Origin of the sequence: Salinimonas iocasae (assembly GCF_006228385.1) — a bacterium.
Taxonomy (GTDB): Bacteria; Pseudomonadota; Gammaproteobacteria; order Enterobacterales; family Alteromonadaceae; genus Alteromonas; species Alteromonas iocasae.
This window is the reverse complement of the sequence record NZ_CP039852.1, coordinates 3,349,236-3,366,648: the sequence shown is the minus strand read 5'-3', so window position 1 is coordinate 3,366,648 and position 17,413 is coordinate 3,349,236. Positions and strand designations below refer to the sequence as shown.

Genomic DNA, 17,413 nt, shown 5'->3' with positions numbered 1-17,413 from the left:
AAACAAACGTCACTGGCGGATGAGCTTATCTTTTATTCTGATTAGCATGCGCAGCCCCAGACACAACAGCGTGACGACAAAAAACTGGCCAGCAAACAGTAATATCAGTTTTACGCTTAAAGACAGCTCTTCTGTCAGTAACGGATGCCACAAATAGCGAAGCGTCATGTTACCGGGGAAAAGTAGTATTTCGTAACCGGGTAACGGCCCTTCAAAATAGCCCCACAGATGCCAGTGCGCCGCGAAAGCAATCATCCCGATAACGGTAGCGCTAAAGCCTGCAATAACGGGCCAGTGTTGACCAGCTTTCAAACCGCCTCCCCCAAATACATTGCCCGTTAAAAGACCCCTTGATGAGGCCGTAGCCCTGTTTTACCGATTGTCTATCGGGGTGCCTTTCTTCTGACCGGAAACAGGTTGAACCAAAAGCTCGCTTCTAAGGCGAAGCCGGCAACAATAAACAGAAATGTGCCGGTGGTATGGCCGTAGCTATAGGCAGCGAGCGCCGCTGCCAGCAAGACAAATCCAAGCACAATACGAAATACAGTTTTCATATAAATCTTCCTCTTCCGTTAGTATTGCCAGCGTAGTGCCGCTATTTATTTATCAGAACTGATAACCCAGTTGCAGCCAGATCTCTTTATCATCATAGTCACTGTTTGTAGCATGAAAAGACACACCGGCGGTGGTCCCGGACTTATTTATACCGTTCATAAAATACGTATAGCTCAGTCCCAGCCCGTAAACATCTTTTTCTTGGCCATCATACACCATCCGGCCATCTACATTGCGCACATCCCATTGCCATTCTTCGTCGACTTTGCTCAGATAAATGCCCATCCCATGTTTGTTAGAGGCGCTGTCAAACAAGTCGGTTTTTATCCACCCAATGCCCAATCCACATTCTTTTTGCGCAGTGCAGCCTGCTGAAATATATTTAAGATCGGTAGGTGAGGTCCAGGCAACATTGGCTCCCAGGCCGCTGTACATAGTGCCAAGTCCCACCCCAACCGAGATTTGTGAAGCAATGTCCTGATCGTCGGCAGGTGTCGTTTGCGCGAAGGCTGAGCAGGAAAATGACGTGGCCAGCGTTATGGCGAAAAGATGAATGATTTTCATTGCAATATATCCTTATATTTGAAAGACCGAATACTTTCCTGATAATCGAAACACAGTGAATTACACAGGTAAGGCTGGCAAGATAGAGGAAAGTTCAGCGCTGGACACTTGGTATAATGTAACAAGCTGTTACCGCTGGATTGCGCTTAACGATATTTTTTCAGCAAGGGCTGAAATGACTCTGGAAGAAGCGACGGCTCAAGGTAACAGGAGAGAGCAAGCATGTTTACCAATACGGTTATCCAGAAAACGACAAGAAATGATGTTTTGCTGGATTTGTGACGCAGATAGGATTGTGCCATCAGGCCGCCGGACCAGCCACCCAGAAGGCTTATCAGATGAAGATGACTTTCAGGCGTACGCCACTTACCCTGCTTTGCGGCAGATTTATCTTTGGCGTAAATCACAAACGCGATCAGACTTGCTACACCATACAGCGCTGGCACAAATGCCGGCACTTCTTCCAAAACGGAAAGCGTGGTCAGTCCGCCAATAAGACTGACAGCAATAATGGCGGGGACCTTACTGACTCCCGACTTAGCGCTTTTTCGTGTTCCTTTTGCTGAGTAGGTTACGCGCTCAGCACGCATTTCACCCTGACTGGTGCTGGCCAATGTGTAAATAACGAAATCACCATTGACCGGACGGCGATCACCCCGCGTAAACGCGCTGATATGAAAGAACACGCGCTGCGAGCCATCTACAGGTTGAACGAAACCGTAACCTTTCTCATCATTCCACTGAACAATTTTACCCTTGTACTTCACCGGGTCTCCATGAACGGTTGTAAAATGTGTGCAATAGCACAGCTTGCGGATTAATCAGTAAGCTGTCTTCGACGCGCTTTAAGCGAGCGTACTGCGTCGTTGTTGAACCCACCCCACGATGAGTGATGAATAAACCAGTATACAGCAGCGAAATACGGGCCAAGCAAGAGGGTGGCCAACGCCCAGATTGAAGGTGGAACCAGCCAGGTTACATTGCCGGGTTGCTGCCCCTTGCGAGCCTGCAACCAGACAGCTAATGCAAATGCACAATGAAGAACGGCGGTAAGTCCCAGCCAAATAACACCCAAGCCGCTACCGAAAGATGCGTAATCACTCATTTTTCACCATCCTTAGAATTTTACTCATTGCTAAAGATTATCAGACTGCGCAGCCACATCATTTTTAAGCACCAGCGCCATCAGAAATAACAGCGCAAGTGGAGGTAAAAGTGACGAGACAATAGCAATGATTGTAGTCAATACCGGTGTCTGGGTTTTTCTTTTGCCCAGGTAGTAACCGGCAATCGCCATTATTACCATCAAAACGGCAATAACCTGGCCTAGTAAGGTCGCGTTCAATGAAAGCATTACTGGGTTCTCTTCGTGTTTGAGCACATTCGTTGTTAATAAGCAGGGGCTATCGGGTGACCTGTCCGTACTGAATACCGTTAGGCGTGGGGCACGAGCACGAGGCGCCGAGAATTTCCTGCTTATCCAAGGGGCAGGCATTAACAGGTGCACAATCCGGGCAAGTTTCAAGTCGGCAGGTTGCGCCCATGTCTACTGTTGGTGTCATCGTGTCTGCGTGTTCTTCTGATAAAACGCAACCCGGCAACATCATGGCAGATAACAGCGCAGCAAATATTGCCAAAAACATTTTCATCTGCGCCCCCCGCGTTTGCTTTGTAATACCGTCTTTTACGCTATTCAGCGCTTATCAGACGTGCCTCGAGGTCAACTGTTTCAACATGACATTCATCACCGTCGGGCACTTCAACGTTGTATTCATACCAGTATTCATAGCCCTCTTTATAAACGGTAAGGTTGTAATAGCCCGGCCGCTCGAACGCACCTTCAAGGGGCGCGTTGTTGTCACAACTGTCACCGTCGGTGTTGGTCACCGTTTCCTCAAAACCCGTATCCTGTATCTCCAACGTTGCGCCGCAGGATATCAAGTCTCCGGTTTGGTCATCGATAACTGATACAGATATCGCAGGTACTGCTTCGGCTGTGCAGACTTCTCCGGAATCGGTACTGTCTGAGTTGCAGCCGAAAAGTAAAAAAGAAGGCAGTAATGCAAAAAGTGCGCGTTGGAATTTCATCATTTCGTCCGTGATCAAAGGGGGCAAAAAACCTTACCATCCTTTGTAAGTGTTAAAAGAAAATCATCGATAATGTGCCACCAATTATGGCTGGCTGTCTAGCATTGTTTATTGCTTACCTCACTAACAACACCTTCCATTCCCATATTCCTGTGCTTTTAATGTTTTTTCATCCAGAGCGTCAGCGAGCACGCGTAGGAGTAACCAATGAAGCTATTCGCTGCCGGATACGCTGACTTTGAAAAATTTCACTGTCTGTGAAAGATCTCTTTGTTTCCAGGGCGGATTGATGACTTCAATATGCTTAACACCCAACGTATATAAATCGTCTATGGAGTAATACCAGCCCACATAGGCTTCCGACGCTTCGTACTGATCGTAGACTGGCGCCTGGCCGAGGGTTGTAATGGCAGGATCAACGCCAATTTTTTTGAAAAATCGTCGTTGGCGTTCGATGGCGCTTTGGATGTAGTTCGCAAACGTCGCCTTGGCCGCAGCACGTTGAGATTCCGGCATGGTCAGGACGACGTTATCAAATGAGTCCTCCATGCCGGTGACGCCACCATGAAAGCCGATCACTGCCCGGTTAGATATGTGGTGTTGTGGGGCCGCGGTAAACACATAGTTCGCGCATGACGACAAACAATAATCTTCAATATTCACACTCAACTGATGAGAAAAGACCATGTCGCCCAGGTCCATCCCTGCGTTAACTTCGCCTCCCGGGCTGGTGATCGCCAGCGTAGTAAGTGTTTGCGGATGCATCTTTAACAGTGATAGCACCGCTTCATTGGCGGAATCAGAAATGTCGCCGGAATAAACGATAGTGTCTGCCTGGGCGCTAACGGATGTTGCCGGTGTCTCAGCCTGAGAATTGAGAGGTATCAGAGCAAGTGCTATCAATAGTACTTTAAGATTCATGCCGCTTCCCTGAGGCAAAATAAAAACGTCAACGGCCGTATAGGCCGGTAGATTAAATTATTGTTCGTTGGATCTGTGAACGAGACTGTCAGCTTTCTAACAGTAAATCAAAACCGCCGTATATTAAACGTTTTCCGTCAAAGGGCATCGGATTATTCTCCGGTTGCATCCGGCTGTCCGCCATTACTTTCTGCCACGCGTCATCGCGTACCTGTTTTGATGGCCAGATGATCCAGGAGAAGACGACACGTTCGTCGCTTTTTGCTTTGACCGCCATAGGGAAAGAAGTGACCTCGCCGTCAGGCACCTCATCGCCCCATGTTTCAACCACCTTCAATGCGCCAAACTCTTTGAAAATGGCTGCTGCTTTTTGCGCATGCTCAAGATATTGCTGTTTATTGTCAGTAGGCACCGCTGCCACAAAACCATCAATATAAGACATTGCTATTCTCCGTAACGTAAGTCTTTAAACAGTAGGCCACACGGGGAAAAATGCCTAGGAAATAGCCGGAGGCTCTGCCTCAAGCAGTAACGAATACGATACGACAGCACCAAAAATTGTAGTGTTGGGCGTAATTGATACCACCCGCCAACCGCTATCGTTAAACCGGGTTATTTTGTCATTAAGCTTGTTGATATCTACTTCACTCGACCAGAAGCCTCTGGATTTAAATACGATGACCCGTTGCATTCCTATACCTACACCAAAATTGAATTAAACAGCATGCCCGGCAACATGAAGGTGATCGCAAAGGCGGAGCCGGTCATGACAAAAGCAGTGCCGACAAACATGCTTTGTAAAATATAAACCCGGGGACGGGCAGAGGCGCTTTGTGTAAAAGCGTTCACAGCAAGTAGCATTGTCCCGCGCAGTCGGTTAAGCCTTGTCATCAGCCAGTGGATAAAGGGTGAAAGTGATGCCAGAATCATCGCAAAGGCGATTTCCATGCCGCCCCAATTGACCAGCAGTGCAATTTCAGGAAGAAACGCAGCGCCGATAGTCAAAGCCAGGCCGATGATTGCTTTTTGTAGTAGTGATAAATCGTTCCATGATTTCATAGTGTTTCCTGTTACATATAAGGGCGTAGCCGCTTCCGTTCTATGCCAATGTTACGCAAGATACGTGTTTAACGGGACTGGCCATAAATCCAGTCTAACCCTTGAATCAGCGTTGTGGGGAAGGCGGTTGAATGTCGCGCGCCTTCAACAATCTGTAACTTCACCGCCATGTTGTTACCGGCTATTTCTCGTATTTTCTGCGCTAATTGCTTCGCCCCGGTCACCATTTCGTGCTTTTCACCAGCAGCGCGGGTTTCCAGACTACCTACGCCAATAAATACCTTCACAGGCACATCAGTGGCTGTGGCCGAAAGCGATAGCAGATATTCGTCCTTAAACCACACAGAAGGGCTTCCCAGAATATAGCTGGTAAACATATCGGGCTGAGAAAACAAAATGTAAGCACCAAACAAACCTCCAAGCGAGTTACCAACAAAGGTGCGAGTTTTGTTATCAGTCCGGTAATTTTTTTCTATATGCGGGAATATTATATTTTGAATAAAGGCGGCATGGCCGGCGGCGTTGCCGGTTTGTAGTTTCCAGTCAGAAGCCCGGACAGGGGTAAAGTCCCGCACTCTGCTGGCAGGACCTTTCGAACCGCGCACATAAGCGATACCAACCAGAATGGCCTCTTGCAAATCGCCGCTATTCATTGGGTAACGCGTTGCCCCTGAGGCGATTGGAAAGCTATAGGGGGCATCCATCAGATAAACGACCGGATAGCGTTTTTTCGCTTTGTTTGTGTAGGAGCGAGGAAGTTTTATATACAACGGGTAAGCACGCTCGGTGTCCGGCTCTGTCAGGGTTACTACCTGGCTGCGCAATATTTTAAAGGGTTCGTTCGCCAGAGTGGCGCTACTTGCCACAATAAACAGTACGCTCAGCAATCGCGCTGCTGTCAGCCAGATGTTCCCAAATCGTCTCATCCCATTAACGACTTTTGGTCAGTATCACTGCGGCCTGACCTATGCGTAGCATTTGCTGACTGGCTTCTATCCCTGCATCGGCATCCTGTTCAATAATCGCTGACAGTTTATTTTTAAATAACGAAATAGTACTCATGCCACCCTGGTTCAGGGCGTTGGCAAATAGCGTACACGCTTCACTACTTGCATTTTTGGTTGCTTTACACCGGTCAGCTTGCTGCGCCAGCTTTTCGACCTGGTTTAAAAGTGCATCATAATGACGCGCGGCGAGGGCATTGCACGCTATTGTAGTCAGAAACAAGGCCAGAAATAGCAAGGGTATGGGTTTCATAAAAGTTCCTTTTTCAATGGTGTAATAGCTTTAAAACCTGAACAGGGATAACAATGTTCAGCAAGGCGGGCAGACGGGCGCCGGCTTACCATCAAATATTTGCTTCATCGCTGCCCAATCACGCTCTACACGATTAACACCGCCGCGGTTGCGGTTATTCTGGCCCAACTGGCCGGTATGAGCCTGACAAAAAATTCGGGTATGGTTGTGTACAAAACTTGAATTTACAGCCTCTTCAACATTAGCAACACTTTTTAAACCGCAAGCTTTACGCAGCGCGTTAAATGAAGCGGTACCCAGACTCACTGCGATTTCAGGCTGCACGATATCAATAAGCGGAAGGGTAAAATCGGAAGCGGCTCGCGCAAGATCTTTGGCGCGGATCGGTGCGTTCATCGGGCCGGGTTTAACAAAGGGAAACAGATTCGTGGCATAAACATCTTCAAGCGCCTTGCCAAAATGCTGTTGCAACAAACGCTTTAAATTGATGTTGGTGCGTACCGAAGGTGTGTGACCCAACGATAAGGTTTCACGGCACACTGGCATATCGAAGCTTTCTTCAGAGCACCAGTCCTGCAATATAATCAGAATCTCTGCGTCAGCATTATGTGATGACAGGCTGAATGGCGAAATATAGTCGCATTCCCAAACGCCATCATCGTAATCACCTATTGCAGTATATCCCTCATAGCGCGTGGCCTGCCGTGTTCGCGCAAGGTTGAGAAGCGCGTGTTGCTTATCCATGTATTTCCTGCTTTTTACTACAAAGTAATGTAACGCTGATAAGGTACTGTCACGCCTTTTTATTTAACAGAAAAAGAACCAGTTCCTGGTACTCCTTCATCGTTTTTATATTGTTCGTCAATGGCTTATACTTCCCGTTTACGATGAGGGTAGGAACACCCGTGAATCCCTGGCTGCGCACAAAGGCCGTATTTTTCTCCATTTTCTTCGCCTGAGTATTCACTGCGAAAGAAGAGAAGGTTTTGTCGAACGATTTCGGATCGATTCCATTAACGATAAAAAGATTGCGGATGTCTTTTTCGTTATCGATAGTGGCATTGTCTACGTGAATATAGTTAAAGATAGCCGGAACCATTTTATCTTCGGCTTTTAGAAATGTCGCCGTTACCAGTGCTTTGGTGAGCAGCCGCTCGATTTGCGGGTTTCTGCCGGGCATGCTGTCTACGTGATTCTTTTTGAATGTCGCACTTTCAGGAATAGCCGCTTCGAGCTCTTTCATAAAAGGCTCCTGGCGGAAGCAGGCAGGACAGTAAAAAGAAAAGTATTCGGTAATCTCTTTCTCTTTGGTGGCTGCTGTATCAAGCTCCAGATAATCCTCTCCCGGATTAAACTGAGCAGCATGAGCAGAAAAAAGCGTGAGCGACAGAAGAGCGAAGTAACTTAATTTTCTAAACATAAAAAATCCATTTAACTGACTGATTTTAATCAACCTTAATCAGGCACCACATACACATAGCGACAATGCGTCTTTTGGAATTGTGGCTGGGCTGCCACGCCTCGTTATTACTTATCCTGAATATCCTTTATGCATAGTACCACTTCATGTTGACGTTCTGAATATTGATAACTGTATTGCTTGTTTTCAGGTGGTGCTATTTGTTTGCAGCTTTACCAGAATAGCGATATGGAGGGCGCTGAGCGCAATTATTACGGAGATCGAAAGCCATGATGCCACTCCCATCTGTGCCAGATATATAACGGGTTCAGACACCGAGCCACCGAAAAATACAACATGAGGTAGTCCGAAAAATGTGGGAAAAACAGCGTAGAAGAGTAAATCGTAAAAAAGTAGCGAGCCTGCTACCAGCACAGTGCGAAATACGCCTTGAGGCTTAAACAGCCATAGGTTCATCAAACAAATTACAGATAGCAAATAGGTAAGACCGCTACCCATGACACCTACAACAGGCGGCGCGATAACATTCTTGGTCGGGGAGTCACTCACAAAGACAGGCGAGGGAAGAAAATATTGATTGTCGATGGCAGGATGAAACTGCACATCAGTGCGCTTCTGCCGGGCAAAGCTTACCGAGGCGACACGATTAGCAGGCCAGTGCGCCGCGAATGGCAATGTTGCTATGTTTGGATAGACCTCTACGCCCGGCCACACCTGAACAACAGGGTTGCCAACCCCTGCAAGTTTTCCGGTTATGGCATGCCCTGATTCGTGAATAAACACAGACACAAAAAATAAGAGTGGGTCGACGAATATTACTCTCATTGATTTTAGCTTTACTGGCTGTATCACTTCATCGAACTCGCAAAATTCAGAATTGTTTTTGAGTCTTAGCGTGGTCGTTTAGGTATAAGCAGCCTCAATACAATATAAATAAATACCGGAACCAGAAACATAATAGTGCCCAAAACGAATACCCCCTGAATGGCACCCTTTCTGAGCCCGTAATAATCTGCTATTCCTGCGTAGACACCGCCTGCAATCCAGGTTTTACCCCGGTATAATTCTTCGCGTTCCATCTTTTATATACTCGTCCATGTTGAAAGCGCTGCTTCCTAAGCATTGTTGAATTTGCCAAGCAGCGCATATTTTCGTTCGTTATTTTGGGATACCGTTGTTTCTTGCGGTGACCTGTACTGCCACAATTTTTACGCCTTCTTCAGCCACCGTAATCTCGGCGTCACGGACTAAAAAAGTCGCATTTTCAGCGGTAATCCTCAGTTGAAAGAAGTTATTGGAAGACTGCGCATCGCGCCGGACTGTAGCTATGTTGAACGGCTCGTTATGCGGGATAAACATGCTGACTTCACCGGTGAAATCGGTCGCAGACTTGTCCTTCGACTGTGAAATGGTTTTTGCCTGAATCTCTATTCCGGTTGCGGCAGTAGTTGATGAAGTAATAAATATACTGAGTAATACACTGCCGATGACTAACGCAGAGGCAGAAAGCCTGGCGTGAACTGCTTTAATCCGGGATGGCTTTTGCGTAATCTCATTAACTTCAATATCGAAGGCAGAGGCAATGGCTTTTAGGGTATCAAACGATGCGTTACCTTCATTTTCAATGCGTTGGATGGTTCGCAGGCTGACACCGGCCACCATCGACAGGTGCTGCTGACTCCACGCCCGCTGATGTCTGTACTGAACGATCAGTTTCGAATTTACTTTCATTTCCATTTTAATGTTCCTTTGTAAGTTCGATATGAACGATACAGGAACAGTCCTTTTTACAGTTACGACACATCGGCGTCATCTGGCAGACAAAGCTACGACACCCAATAAAAGTTGCCGGCGCGGCGAATAAGTAAACTTACCTGAAGAAGTTTTCGAACACTACTTTCGCTTAGAAATAATTTCTGCAATGTAAAAGATAAAGTATGCAGCAAAACCAGCAGCAACGGCGTAACTCAGCGCAACAACAGGCACGAAGATATAACCGATACTTGCTGTGGAAGATGCATGCTCATCTGTATATAAGGGGCGCATGATCTCCCAGTATCCTGTGAAAATAATGAATACGGTCATCCCCAGACTCAGCCATAATGCGACCTTACCTTTCAGCGAATTAAAAAGGTTCGTGAACATTGCACATAGCACAAGCGGTACGAATGGGATAATGCGAAACGCGCCTATAAACAGCACAGATGTTATCGAGGTATGAGCAAACGCCCTGGAGATAGCTTCTACAGGTGCGAAATCAGTTACAATAATTAGCAAAAGAAGATGGTTCAAATGTTCAAAAAGCAAAACAAAAGAAATAATACACGCCCAGATAAACTGCTTTTTCACGATGAGCTCCTCGGGAAAATACGAGTCAGGTCTTATTCTTTACAAAGCGCAAGGCGTTAAGCGCGTCGTCATTACGCGTAATACCGCACTCGTCGCTACACGTAAATCCACACTTCATTAACGCACGCTGAGACGCAATATTTTGTTCTGCTACTGTAGCAATGACTTCGTGGTGCTCAGCTAGATAAGACTCGCAGAGCAGGGTTATCGCCTGAGTAGCAATCCCCTGGCTCCACCACGGTTTTGCTACCCAGTAGCCGATTTCGGTCGCCCCCGAATCTGTTGGCCAGTAAGAAATACAGCCAGCCAGCGATCCATCTAGCTCAATGGCCAGCGCCCTGCGAGGTGACGTGGGATGAGACGACAGCCAGGTTTTAGCATCTTCTAAAGTGTAAGGATAAGGAATATGCGCGGTCCATTTCGACATATCCTTGTCGTTAAGCAGAGAAACCAGGCGCGTTGAATCTCCCATTACAAAAGGCCTGAGAATCATCGGGTTGCCAATAGCAGAACAGTCATCAGTTCACGTTTTCCAGCCTGTTTAGCAATTTGACCAGCTCGTTAAGCACAAGTGCTGGCTGATCATCCTGTACCATATGACCGCTATGCGGGGCCAATACCGCTTTGCCACGCGGAAACTGATTGACCCACTCGCTTTGGTATTTCCCCCAAAGCGCGCGGCCGCGCTGTGTCTCAAGCGTGTGGGAGGGGGATGTTTCAGCCCGGGTTCCGGCAATCAGCGTAACTGGAATATCACCTATCTCTGCATAGCCGACACTATCCGATTTATCCCATACAACATCTAAAAAGCACCATGTTCCAGCGCCCATCTTATAATCATTTTCTTTAACGTTGCTTACTTCGAGATGGCCATCTTCAGGATTAAGTTGTGTCACAATCTCCACATCACGCGGGTTTGCCGGGTCAACCATAAGTAGCGCAGCTATCTCACTGGTGTGTGCAGCTGCAAAATTTCTTGCCGTGATCCCTCCAAATGAGTGGCTGACATAAACGATAGGTGTCTTTATCTGTAAAGCAGAGAGTAACTGCGCAACCTCATCAACGTAATCAGCCGCGCTTCGCTGGCCTTCGCAAGAGTCTGAGTTTCCTTCTCCCTGGCGTGAAAATCTCAGCGCTGTTATACCTTCCGGTAAATCCTGCCAGATAGCATCCCACCCAGCCATGCCTGATACTGCACCTGCATCAAACAAAACGGGGATGTCGCCGTTTCCCTTGATCTCATATTCTACAAAGCCATCTTCCAGTTCGATAGTTGAGGCGGCTACTGTGCAAAAACTCGTAAGCAGTAAGATAAGCGCAAAACATGTTTTCAACCTGGTCACTCCTTTGTTGCCAGCTTTTGTAAATAAGCAGACCAACTGAGTGCTGGCTTATTGAAAAACATCGTTAAACTTTTGCTGATCAAGATACTTTTCAAAAGCGCCTAATGACTGACCAACGCTGGGTTCCGTCATTAATTCCTGCATTGCCACCTCGCCAACAATTTTAAAGGCTTGCTCAAATGCAGCTGCCCCCGTTAAGTCGGCTGCAGCCTTGGCCTGTTCCGGGCAATCTTCGGTGACCAACCGCGTGATTAGCGAGCCTACGTACTGATTAATCTCGTCAATATCGTCTTTAGTGACATTCGCATAGGGCCTGATTGTGCTATGAGTAGACATACCCAGAAAAATCCATTTCGCTAGATTTTTTCTTTCCTTACCGGTCATCGAGTCGGTAAGGCAGGTTCCAAAACGCTGTGCCTCCTGACTGGCGTGAGTGGCACTGCAGTAAAACGTGCTCAAAACAACTAACGCTGCGCAAACGTATTTAAACATTCAAAGTCCTTTTTATTTCTAAATTTACTAGTAAGTGGTATCGAAAGATTGCGTGAAAATGCGCACGCAATCAACTAATGATCAGGTTTCGCTTCTGCTGATAACCTCATAGCCTTCTGCCTCGTAGTCATTGATACATTGCTGAAACTTATTCTGCAGCTTAATTTCATCAAAATAACCAAGGGCATATGCATCGCATTTAACTTTCATCTTTTCGGCGTTTTCCAACACGGCAACCATTTTAAGCTCAGCGAAGCCAAGCTTATAAGCCAGTTCAGTAAATTGTGAATAAACAACCAGAAGAAAGGCAATTAACAGAGACGCGGTTAGCAACTTTTTCATTTTTTTATTCCTTTAATAAATTAACCATCTCAAACAGCAACTTACGGGCCAGGCTCTATACACCTTTAAATGCAAGGGGGTGACGCTGGGGCTGGATAATCAGTGTTAAACTTTTGACTAAAAAGTAGTGATAACGCTCAAAAATAAACCTGCTTTCCCATCAGGTGCGACTGTCGTTACTGCCTCGTTAATTCGCGCATGATTTCTTATGTAGTTGCGTGCAAGTAATCGCTAGCTATATAAATTTATTGCGGGGGCGGTGGCATTAAAAGCGCCAAAACTGAATACAATAGAATACCCAGCCCGCCGGTAACAATGGCGGTAATAACGAAGAAGCTTCTTACTGTAAACTTGCTAATGCCTTGGTAATCGGCAATTCCAGCAGCGACGCCAGCCAGAAAATGACTTCGTTGCTTCGGCATGTTTTTAAAGTCCATTTTAATCCTTTTTTAGCGCTGAGCTTTTGAGTGTCCGAGTCATTTAAAATACGAAACCCGGAGGCATTCGTCTATCTATAAATGCCTGGTTTTCAATCGCTGCAAATCACATCGTGTTTGTTAACTTGTATCTGAACGCGTTTATGAATCTCATTGTTCATTACCGACCCGCATCGGCCTGTTCGTATAGCGCCATCTGAGTCTACAACGCGGTATTGATAATCGCCGTTATTTTGGTGCAGGGCATAGTGAATAGTATTTTTCTGCTGGCGCTCGATGCTTCCAAAATTCAAGGTCGAATCAGGCAGGGTGACATATACAGACTGAATTGTTGCGCCGCTGTCGTTACTCACGGTTACGCTGGGCATTATCAGAAAAGTGCCGTAGTAAAGGGCTACCAGGGTAAGCACCGCAGCGCCGATAATTTTACCTATTAACTTCATATCAGTCCGGGTAACGTTCTCATTAATCTGTAAATGCCTGCTGAGTAACCGCGGCTTTTGCCAGCCGGTATCATTAACCTAACAACAGTCATCGTAACCTGCGTCAACTTCCAGGTAGCGCGTTTAACGACGTGTCGATGCTGATGCTGTAGTGATAGCCATTGTTTTCGAAACTGAATGATTTTTGTTCACCAATGACAAAGTCTTCGGCATTAGCGCCTATGTTGTAGGGTTTGCCGGTAGAAATATCCTTTAGGGAAATGAAAATGTTTACCGTTCCATCTTCCAGCTTTCTGTTAATTATATGAAGGTTGTATAGCTCGGCGATATCCACAGTGTTATTGCTATTAAACTCTGCTAAAAATCCGGTGTTATAGCTCTGGGCTACGTTGCTATCTGTCTTTAACTTTTCAAAAAATAAACGAGTAAACAGACCATCTTCCGCTTGTATTGAAGTTGTAACGAGCAGCGCAACTAATATGATTAAAAACCTCATAAACGTCCCTTGTGTTTGTATTCTCGTGGCGCTGTAGATGAGCCATTTCGAGGTGATTTGTTGTAGTTCATCAACATTTATTCATTATTTTCGGAGACAAATTCGTAAACCTTTTCGATATCCGGCTTCGAGAATAACGCATAGCTAAGAAATACTTGATTCCCAAGCGAGTCTACAATCAGGAGCCCCTTTTTATCCCAGTGTAGTGGCAGACTAAACCCGAACACCGTTTTAAGTGATAGCATTACACTTAATAACGAGGTGTTCAATGAGAAGACAAAGACGGTCATTCAGTCCGGAATTTAAACATGATGCAGCCAGTCTGGTGCTCGATCAGGGATATAGCGTGGTCGAAGCCGGACGTGCAGTAGACGTTCACGAAAATACTCTGCGCAAATGGGTTCAGCAGCTTGAGTCTGAACGCGGCGGTAGCACACCGAAGTCCAAAGCGCTGTCGCAAGAGCAGCAGCGTATTCAGGAGCTGGAAGCTCGCGTGAATCGCTTGGAAAGAGAAAAGACCATTCTAAAAAAGGCTACTGCTCGCTGTGAAGCAGACTCTTAATGTCCGACGACCTGAAGTCCACGCGCTGATAGACCGGTTGAGAGTGCATGAATCAACAGAATTGGTCTGTTCAGCTTTAGGTGTTGGTGTCAGTAGTTTTTATGAACGACGAAAGCGACACCGGCTGATTGGTGCTAAACGGCGTATTCTGCGCGCCAGAGTGAAGCGTCTGATCGATAAGAGTCGTCAGTCTGCTGGCACACGAACGCTTGTCGATATGCTTCGCGATGAAAGCATCGTCATGGGCCGATTCAAAGTAGGTCGGCTGATGAAAGAACAAGGGCTGATGAGCAAGCAGCCGGGTAAGCACGCCTATAAAACCGTACAGGTTGAGCGGCCAGATATCCCTAATTTACTGGACAGGCAGTTCAGTGTGGAGCAGCCCAACCAGGCTTGGTGCGGCGATATTACCTTCATCTGGACAGGTTCAGCATGGTATTACGCAGCCGTCGTAATTGACCTGCACACCCGCAGAGTTATCGGCTGGAGTATATCACACCGACCGGACGCGGAGCTTGCCGCAAGAGCTTTAGATATGGCTTACGAGCTGAGAGGTAAGCCAACAGGCGTGATGTTCCACAGCGATCAGGGCTCTCAGTACGGCGCTCGTAAATTCAGACAAAGGCTGTGGCGTTACAAGATGAGCCAGAGCATGAGTCGCCGGGGGAACTGCTGGGACAATAGCCCAATGGAACGCGTGTTCAGAAGTCTGAAATCCGAATGGATGCCATCAACCGGCTACCGTTCGCCTAATGAAGCAAAACGAGATGTGGGATATTACCTGATGAATTATTACAACTGGGAAAGACCGCATCAATTTAACGATGGGCTACCACCGGCAAAAGCGGAAGAATTAGCTAAAAAGGTGTCCGGGTTTTATTGACCACTACAGACACAGTCTGTATGTTTGCGTACCCGAAAGTGGGGCAACTCTAGGACGAGCTTGATTTTTTTAAATAGCACAAGCAGCAAGCGTTCGAAGCTCACTTTCGTATCCTTGCAAGTTGAAGTTCGTTGAGCACCTATTCATAAAACCATGAAAGTAAGGCACCTGTCTAATTGTGATTCTTTCTGTGTTGTACAATTCTGAGATTAATTCTGATACCGAAAAATGTTTTTCTGCTCTAGGGAAAATGAGAGTTACTGGAAATAGTGGGGCAACTTTTCGGTTATTTCTAATTTGTGAACCGTAAAAGCACGTGGCTTTGTTTACGTGAGAAAATGCAAAACTTCCTGAGAGATTCCAAATGGCAGCAGCACCGACACTAAATCCGACGAGGTTTACAGAAGAGTCCAATTTGGTAAGCGAGTTAATCAAATGCGCACTGTAATTTTCCAAGCCAATATTAGAGGAGAAATACTCATATGCATCGCTTTCAGTTTGGAACATCTCATTTTGAGCATCATAAGGGTCGACGATGAGATAGTTCTTACAAATGGTACTTGCCAACTCTTCAAGAGCTGGTGTTCTACCAAAAATATCTGCAACAATCACAGTGATCACTTAGTTTTCCATGCAATCCAACTTTAAGCTTTGCGGCGAAGGCGCGGGGCTATAATCGCGAAGCTGACCCGTGTTTGTTTCCGTGAGAACGAAGTGAGTATCAAAAGCGCATTGTTAGCCATGAACCTGAGATAACCTGATGTATTTGGTTGGCATTAACGCTATGTATACAAGCGCCAAAAACAATTTAAAACCACGCAGTGATGATTCGGCTGTAAGGTGAATAACTCCATCCTCTGAGGGAACAACGGTGAGTTTATTAGAACGGCACCAATCTACCCTTAAATATACTTCTTGCTCATTTGTATCAATTTCAAAATCTTTGGTTTCGCCGTTCCCTATCCTACCTAAGAAGGTGCCATTGGCAATAACTGTGTAGTCTCTCATTCTGTCCGCAAAGCCGCTGTCACGACTTATCCGAAGTATTGTCATTCTTGTATCCTTATAAGCGGCTAACGTATTATTATTTTCTTACACTAATACAACCGCCGATGTTAATCGAATGCAGACTAAAGCCGCAGAGATGCAGATGAGGTGTTTGCGAGTTCTGTAGTTAAATATTCTGATTGGGCGGAAGAGAAAGTGAGTAAGCAGGCAAATACTGGAACCGAACCAGAGCAACGAAACGAAACCGGCGTCATTTTCATAATAAATAACGTTTTCCCCACGACCCCAAAAAACTGCTTCCCCAGAGAATAGCAACAGTATTGGATAAAGTGATAACGCTGTTGGCGCAATTACCCCAAGTCTATTACTTCAACTTTTACAAACCTGGCAAGCTTCAATTTTTTCACCGAAAACATAACCTTTTACTTAACGGGCAATAACATAGCGGCGAGAATATCGAGGCCGCCGCTGTGTTACTGTCCCAGCGCGCCACCGCGCGCGTGTTTATGGCCTCGTTAGTAGTCGATTTCACTACGAAGCGCCTTTAAAAAGTCTAGCTCACTGTGCAATGCCTTTTGGGCATCAAGTTCTCTTGTAAATGTAAATTGAGGATCGAAAAAATTGAATAGCTCGTCAACATTTTTAGACGGGCCGTAACCTTTTTCAATTGGTTTAGGAGCCCAATCCTTCATTTTATGGTTTAGGAGCCCAATCCTTCATTTTATGGTTTACTGCTTTAAGATAAGCGTCTCTGAAATGCTTCCAAGAACTTAAAACTAAGCCTCGTTTACCAACACCCAAAAATGTGTGAGGCCACTCAACTTCATCTGAACTTACAATCCAAGTATTAAATTCATTCTTCGTTAATCTAACCGTGCCGAGTTTCACCTCAATACCTAACTGGTGCTCATGATCTTTGTAATAGACAACGTCTCCGATTACTTTTTTTGTTCCGTCAGGATTTACATAATCTGGAATTCGCTTATTTATTCGGTAAAGTCTAGGAACAAGATAAATGCTTACAAAATGGTGCTCACCTGGTAATGGCCGATGACTAAGTCCGCTCTCGGTCATGTGCTGGGTAATGTATTCTGAAAAATCCCTGATCATGATTACACCTATTCGACTGCTAACTTTTAAATAAGGGGCGCAGGCATGTGGGGCATAATGGCGAAGCCGCCCCGCATGTATGCG

31 protein-coding genes and 1 pseudogene are annotated in these 17,413 nt (G+C 46.1%); 1 reads left to right on the top strand and 31 read right to left on the bottom strand.

Translation table 11 applies throughout. From position 1 onward, the window contains the following. Window positions 1-9 precede the first annotated feature (9 nt). The 27 genes from FBQ74_RS15035 to FBQ74_RS14910 all read right to left on the bottom strand — a co-directional run bounded on the left by FBQ74_RS15035 (window position 10) and on the right by FBQ74_RS14910 (window position 13,766). A complete protein-coding gene (locus FBQ74_RS15035; protein WP_139757436.1) occupies window positions 10-312 on the bottom strand; it encodes a hypothetical protein in 303 nt (100 codons plus the stop codon). Between the two features lie 71 nt (window positions 313-383). Then, a complete protein-coding gene (locus FBQ74_RS18995) occupies window positions 384-554 on the bottom strand; it encodes a hypothetical protein (protein ID WP_168190683.1) in 171 nt (56 codons plus the stop codon). A gap of 52 nt (window positions 555-606) precedes the next feature. Then, window positions 607-1,119, bottom strand: a complete 513-nt coding sequence (locus FBQ74_RS15030) for a hypothetical protein (protein WP_232371933.1) — start codon at window positions 1,117-1,119, stop codon at window positions 607-609. A 146-nt stretch (window positions 1,120-1,265) separates the two neighbouring features. After that, window positions 1,266-1,886, bottom strand: coding sequence for a DUF1294 domain-containing protein (locus FBQ74_RS15025; RefSeq protein WP_139757435.1), 621 nt, complete (start codon window positions 1,884-1,886; stop codon window positions 1,266-1,268). Between the two features lie 50 nt (window positions 1,887-1,936). Continuing rightward, window positions 1,937-2,224 (bottom strand): hypothetical protein, encoded by a 288-nt coding sequence (locus tag FBQ74_RS15020; protein ID WP_205912262.1) that lies wholly within the window; start codon window positions 2,222-2,224, stop codon window positions 1,937-1,939. 30 nt (window positions 2,225-2,254) lie between these two features. Further along, window positions 2,255-2,473, bottom strand: coding sequence for a hypothetical protein (locus FBQ74_RS15015; RefSeq protein WP_139757434.1), 219 nt, complete (start codon window positions 2,471-2,473; stop codon window positions 2,255-2,257). A 49-nt stretch (window positions 2,474-2,522) separates the two neighbouring features. Then, window positions 2,523-2,768 carry a hypothetical protein gene (locus tag FBQ74_RS15010; RefSeq protein ID WP_139757433.1) on the bottom strand — a complete coding sequence of 82 codons (246 nt, stop codon included), beginning with the start codon at window positions 2,766-2,768 and terminating at the stop codon, window positions 2,523-2,525. Between the two features lie 40 nt (window positions 2,769-2,808). Next, on the bottom strand, window positions 2,809-3,210 hold the full coding sequence (locus FBQ74_RS15005; protein ID WP_139757432.1) for a carboxypeptidase-like regulatory domain-containing protein: 402 nt from the start codon (window positions 3,208-3,210) through the stop codon (window positions 2,809-2,811). A 210-nt stretch (window positions 3,211-3,420) separates the two neighbouring features. Continuing rightward, a complete protein-coding gene (locus FBQ74_RS15000; protein WP_139757431.1) occupies window positions 3,421-4,128 on the bottom strand; it encodes a hypothetical protein in 708 nt (235 codons plus the stop codon). Between the two features lie 88 nt (window positions 4,129-4,216). Further along, window positions 4,217-4,570: a DUF1428 domain-containing protein gene (locus tag FBQ74_RS14995; protein WP_139757430.1), complete on the bottom strand. Its 354-nt coding sequence runs from the start codon at window positions 4,568-4,570 to the stop codon at window positions 4,217-4,219. Between the two features lie 54 nt (window positions 4,571-4,624). Beyond that, complete coding sequence (locus tag FBQ74_RS14990; RefSeq protein ID WP_139757429.1) at window positions 4,625-4,819, bottom strand: hypothetical protein; 195 nt, start codon at window positions 4,817-4,819, stop codon at window positions 4,625-4,627. A gap of 8 nt (window positions 4,820-4,827) precedes the next feature. Beyond that, a complete protein-coding gene (locus tag FBQ74_RS14985) occupies window positions 4,828-5,187 on the bottom strand; it encodes a hypothetical protein (protein ID WP_139757428.1) in 360 nt (119 codons plus the stop codon). A 68-nt stretch (window positions 5,188-5,255) separates the two neighbouring features. Then, window positions 5,256-6,113 carry an alpha/beta hydrolase gene (locus FBQ74_RS14980; RefSeq protein WP_139757427.1) on the bottom strand — a complete coding sequence of 286 codons (858 nt, stop codon included), beginning with the start codon at window positions 6,111-6,113 and terminating at the stop codon, window positions 5,256-5,258. A 4-nt stretch (window positions 6,114-6,117) separates the two neighbouring features. Continuing rightward, a complete protein-coding gene (locus tag FBQ74_RS14975) occupies window positions 6,118-6,444 on the bottom strand; it encodes a hypothetical protein (protein ID WP_139757426.1) in 327 nt (108 codons plus the stop codon). A gap of 57 nt (window positions 6,445-6,501) precedes the next feature. After that, on the bottom strand, window positions 6,502-7,188 hold the full coding sequence (locus FBQ74_RS14970; protein WP_139757425.1) for a hypothetical protein: 687 nt from the start codon (window positions 7,186-7,188) through the stop codon (window positions 6,502-6,504). 49 nt (window positions 7,189-7,237) lie between these two features. Continuing rightward, window positions 7,238-7,864 carry a thiol:disulfide interchange protein DsbA/DsbL gene (locus FBQ74_RS14965; RefSeq protein WP_139757424.1) on the bottom strand — a complete coding sequence of 209 codons (627 nt, stop codon included), beginning with the start codon at window positions 7,862-7,864 and terminating at the stop codon, window positions 7,238-7,240. A 186-nt stretch (window positions 7,865-8,050) separates the two neighbouring features. Then, window positions 8,051-8,689 (bottom strand): hypothetical protein, encoded by a 639-nt coding sequence (locus FBQ74_RS14960; RefSeq protein WP_139757423.1) that lies wholly within the window; start codon window positions 8,687-8,689, stop codon window positions 8,051-8,053. A gap of 65 nt (window positions 8,690-8,754) precedes the next feature. Beyond that, window positions 8,755-8,943 (bottom strand): PspC domain-containing protein, encoded by a 189-nt coding sequence (locus FBQ74_RS14955; protein ID WP_139757422.1) that lies wholly within the window; start codon window positions 8,941-8,943, stop codon window positions 8,755-8,757. 79 nt (window positions 8,944-9,022) lie between these two features. Further along, entirely contained in the window at window positions 9,023-9,601 is a 579-nt protein-coding gene (locus FBQ74_RS14950) for a helix-turn-helix transcriptional regulator (protein WP_139757421.1), read from the bottom strand. A 156-nt stretch (window positions 9,602-9,757) separates the two neighbouring features. Then, window positions 9,758-10,213: a hypothetical protein gene (locus FBQ74_RS14945; RefSeq protein ID WP_139757420.1), complete on the bottom strand. Its 456-nt coding sequence runs from the start codon at window positions 10,211-10,213 to the stop codon at window positions 9,758-9,760. 25 nt (window positions 10,214-10,238) lie between these two features. Beyond that, window positions 10,239-10,706: a GNAT family N-acetyltransferase gene (locus FBQ74_RS14940; RefSeq protein WP_139757419.1), complete on the bottom strand. Its 468-nt coding sequence runs from the start codon at window positions 10,704-10,706 to the stop codon at window positions 10,239-10,241. A 25-nt stretch (window positions 10,707-10,731) separates the two neighbouring features. Beyond that, the gene (locus FBQ74_RS14935) at window positions 10,732-11,547 is read right to left on the bottom strand and encodes an alpha/beta fold hydrolase (RefSeq protein ID WP_139757418.1); all 816 of its coding nucleotides are present in this window, start codon (window positions 11,545-11,547) and stop codon (window positions 10,732-10,734) included. A gap of 57 nt (window positions 11,548-11,604) precedes the next feature. Then, a complete protein-coding gene (locus tag FBQ74_RS14930; protein WP_139757417.1) occupies window positions 11,605-12,048 on the bottom strand; it encodes a hypothetical protein in 444 nt (147 codons plus the stop codon). Window positions 12,049-12,129: 81 nt separating this feature from the next. Further along, window positions 12,130-12,390: a hypothetical protein gene (locus tag FBQ74_RS14925; RefSeq protein WP_139757416.1), complete on the bottom strand. Its 261-nt coding sequence runs from the start codon at window positions 12,388-12,390 to the stop codon at window positions 12,130-12,132. 245 nt (window positions 12,391-12,635) lie between these two features. Further along, the gene (locus tag FBQ74_RS14920; protein WP_139757415.1) at window positions 12,636-12,827 is read right to left on the bottom strand and encodes a PspC domain-containing protein; all 192 of its coding nucleotides are present in this window, start codon (window positions 12,825-12,827) and stop codon (window positions 12,636-12,638) included. A gap of 92 nt (window positions 12,828-12,919) precedes the next feature. Further along, window positions 12,920-13,270, bottom strand: coding sequence for a hypothetical protein (locus FBQ74_RS14915; RefSeq protein ID WP_139757414.1), 351 nt, complete (start codon window positions 13,268-13,270; stop codon window positions 12,920-12,922). 103 nt (window positions 13,271-13,373) lie between these two features. Next, the gene (locus FBQ74_RS14910) at window positions 13,374-13,766 is read right to left on the bottom strand and encodes a hypothetical protein (RefSeq protein WP_139757413.1); all 393 of its coding nucleotides are present in this window, start codon (window positions 13,764-13,766) and stop codon (window positions 13,374-13,376) included. Window positions 13,767-14,034: 268 nt separating this feature from the next. Between FBQ74_RS14910 and FBQ74_RS14905 the strand changes: the two are divergent. Next, window positions 14,035-15,211 (top strand): annotated as a pseudogene (locus FBQ74_RS14905) (IS3 family transposase). A gap of 69 nt (window positions 15,212-15,280) precedes the next feature. Here FBQ74_RS14905 and FBQ74_RS14900 read toward each other — a convergent pair. The 4 genes from FBQ74_RS14900 to FBQ74_RS14890 form a co-directional block, all read right to left on the bottom strand. Then, the gene (locus FBQ74_RS14900; protein WP_139757412.1) at window positions 15,281-15,832 is read right to left on the bottom strand and encodes a hypothetical protein; all 552 of its coding nucleotides are present in this window, start codon (window positions 15,830-15,832) and stop codon (window positions 15,281-15,283) included. 114 nt (window positions 15,833-15,946) lie between these two features. Continuing rightward, window positions 15,947-16,264 carry a hypothetical protein gene (locus tag FBQ74_RS14895; RefSeq protein ID WP_139757411.1) on the bottom strand — a complete coding sequence of 106 codons (318 nt, stop codon included), beginning with the start codon at window positions 16,262-16,264 and terminating at the stop codon, window positions 15,947-15,949. Window positions 16,265-16,734: 470 nt separating this feature from the next. Beyond that, window positions 16,735-16,911, bottom strand: a complete 177-nt coding sequence (locus tag FBQ74_RS18990; protein WP_168190681.1) for a hypothetical protein — start codon at window positions 16,909-16,911, stop codon at window positions 16,735-16,737. Window position 16,912: 1 nt separating this feature from the next. Next, a complete protein-coding gene (locus FBQ74_RS14890) occupies window positions 16,913-17,329 on the bottom strand; it encodes a hypothetical protein (protein ID WP_139757410.1) in 417 nt (138 codons plus the stop codon). Window positions 17,330-17,413 lie beyond the last annotated feature (84 nt).